The organism is Frankia sp. CoBUL1, from assembly GCF_978021245.1.
In genome coordinates this window covers 1-2,916 of the sequence record NZ_CDXDOS010000345.1, presented here as the reverse complement: position 1 = coordinate 2,916, position 2,916 = coordinate 1, and the positions used below count along the sequence as shown (strand labels likewise).

At 72.1% G+C, this 2,916-nt stretch carries 2 protein-coding genes; one reads left to right on the top strand and one right to left on the bottom strand.

What is annotated here, in order from left to right:
* Positions 1 to 1,501 (bottom strand): L-lysine 6-transaminase (lat, locus tag AC08OX_RS16650; RefSeq protein WP_476608660.1); only part of this gene is annotated, 1,501 nt, incomplete at its 3' end.
* A 382-nt stretch (positions 1,502 to 1,883) separates the two neighbouring features.
* On the opposite strand from lat, the gene AC08OX_RS16645 reads away from it, so the two are divergent.
* Positions 1,884 to 2,916, top strand: a 1,033-nt coding sequence (locus tag AC08OX_RS16645; RefSeq protein WP_476608659.1) for a serine/threonine-protein kinase, incomplete at its 3' end; no start/stop codon positions are given.

The following is a 2,916-nucleotide window of genomic DNA, read 5'->3' as shown; positions in this document are numbered from 1 at the left end:
CGCCCAGCCCATCGGATCCGCCCAGCCCCGCCAATCCGCCCAGCCCGTCCAATCCACCACCCGGCAGTCCGTCGAGGACCCGGCCGAGGGCCGCGATCCCGGCGGCGAGCTGCTCGGCGCTCACTGTCAGCGCCGGTCGGAACCGGATGGCCCGTTCCCCGGCGGGCAGCGCGAGGACTCCCTCGCGCACCCGCAGCCGCCGCAGCACCTCGTCCCGGACGGCGCTGCCCGGCAGGTCCACCGCGCAGAGCAGACCGCGCCCACGGGGATTACGCAGCAGCCGGGAGTGGCGGGCCGCGAGCTCCGTCAGCCCGGCAAGCATGCCCACGCCGAGCTCGCCGGCCCGGGCCATGAGCCCCTGCGCCTCGATAATCTCCAGGATGCGGGTGGCGCGGACCATGTCCACCAGGCCACCACCCCAGGTGGAGTTGATCCGCCCGGGCACGCGGAAGACGTTGTCGGCGACCTCGTCGACCCGCCGGCCGGCCATCACCCCGCCGAGCTGGACCTTCTTGCCGAACGCGACGACGTCCGGGCGCAGGCCGAGCTGCTGGTAGGCCCACGCCGAGCCGGTGGCGCCGACACCGGTCTGCACCTCGTCGAGCACGAACAGCGCGTCGTGGCGCCGGCAGAGCTCGGCCATCGCGGCCAAGAACTCGGCCCGCAGGTGGTTGTCCCCGCCCTCGCTCTGGATCGGTTCGGCCAGAAAGCAGGCGATGTCGTGGGGATGGGCGGCGAAGGCGGCCTCGGCCTGGCCGAGCGCGACACGTTCCGCGGCGATCACCGCGTCGAGGGCCGGCCCCACGCAGGGAAACATCATCGCCGGGCAGTCAATGCGCGGCCAGTCGAAGACGGGGAAACGCTCGGTCTTGACCGGATCGGTGTTCGTGACCGAGAGGGTGTAGCCGCTGCGTCCGTGGAAGGCGTTCCGCAGGTGCAGAACCCGACGGCCGAGCGCCGCGGGACGGCCGTGTGCCGCGTTGTGCCGGCTCTTCCAGTCGAAGGCGCACTTGAGCGCGTTCTCCACCGCCAGGGCCCCGCCCTCGACGAAGAACAGATGCGGCAACTGCGGATCGCCGAGGACCCGGGCGAAGGTCCGCACGAACTCGGCGTAGGCGACGGTGGCGACGTCCGGATTTGCCGGCTTGTTGACCGCCACCCGGCCCAGCCGGGCGACGAAGCCCGCGTCGTTGACGAGGTCCGGCGGGTTGATCCCGAGCGGCGCCGAGGCGAAGAAGCTGTAGAGGTCGAGGTAGCGCCGCCCATCACGGGCGTCGACGAGCACGCTGCCGCGGCTCATCGCCAGGTCGCAGACGAGGTCGAAGCCGTCGACGAGGACGTGACGACCGAGCGTGCTCAGCACTGCGTCCGCCGCTAGCCCCTCCGCCGGCATCGCGTCCGCCGGCATCGCGTCCGCCGGCATCGCGTCCGCCGACCGGGCACCGGACGCAGACACCTGGGCCGACCGCAAGGGCTGGGCTGACCGCAAGGGGACGACCATCCCACTCTCCTCCCCCGGACCACTTCCATCCGGATCCCGTCGCCATCCCACAAGCCGTCTCGGCGACGTCGATCTTCTTACGAAGATATCCCTGCAAGATTACGCTACAACCTCTAATTTTTTCGTTCCGTACCAAGCATGGGACAAATCTTCGCGCGAAGGTCGTCAGAGCGTAGCGGCGGCACATCGACCACGCCGCACACATAAGGTGGCTGACCCTTAACACAGAGCGAAGGCAATGCCGTCAGATGAGTGCAGGGGACCGCACGGGAGACAATCGGCTCATCTCCACCCCGCACCGTCGCGAGGTGCGCCGGAACCGCCGGGCCACCCCGACACCCGGGCCACCCCGACACCCGACGACGGAGAGAAGGCAAGCGGCGTGCTGACGCCCCTGACCACGGACGATCCCCGACGCATCGGCCCCTACCGGCTGGCGAACCGCATCGGCGCGGGTGGGATGGGCGTCGTCTACCTCGGTTTCGACACCGACGGCAGGCCTGCGGCCGTGAAGGTGCCGTCGGCCGGACTCGCCGACGATCCCGAGTTCCGGTCCCGTTTCCGGCACGAGGTCGACGCGGCCCGCCGGGTCAGGGGCAGCGCCGTCGCAGCCGTGCTCGACGCCGACCTGACCGGGCAACGGCCGTGGATGGCCACGGAGTACGTCGAGGGCAGGAACCTGGCGGACGCGGTCGCCACCCGCGGCCGGCTCAACGATCGACTGGTCCAGGGACTCGCCGTCGGTCTGGCCGACACCCTGGTCGCGATCCATGCCGCCGGGGTGGTGCACCGCGACCTCAAACCGGCGAACATCCTGCTCACCTGGGACGGCCCGAAGGTCATCGACTTCGGCATCGCCCGCGCCGGGGACAACACGAGCCACACCCGGACGGGAATGCTGATCGGCACCCTGGTCTGGATGGCGCCCGAGCAGCTGCGCGGCGAGCGGGCCGGACCCGCGGCCGACATCTTCGCCTGGGGGGCCTGCGTCACCTTCGCCGCCGCCGGCCGGCCCCCCTTCCGGGGCGAACGGGCGGAGGCGATCGGCCTGCAGATCCTCACCGCGGAGCCCAACCTCGACGGGTTGCCCGCGTCCCTGGTCGGCGTCGTGCGGGCGGCCCTGGACAAGGAGCCGGCGCGCCGCCCCGCCGCCACCGAGCTGCTCGCCCGACTGGTCGGCCACGACGTCCGCTCTCCCGCCGAATCGGACCGGGCCAGCGAGACGGCGCTGGCCCGCTGGTGGTCGTTGCCGCCGACCCCGCCGGACGGCGAGGGTCCCCACGGGGGGTACCGCGACGCCGGCTACGGTCCCGATCCCGCCCACCACCGCGCATCCGCCCACCACCGCGCATCCGCCCCGCCGACCGTGAGCCACGGCGCTGACGGCTGGGAGGACGACGGGTGGCGCGTCGGGT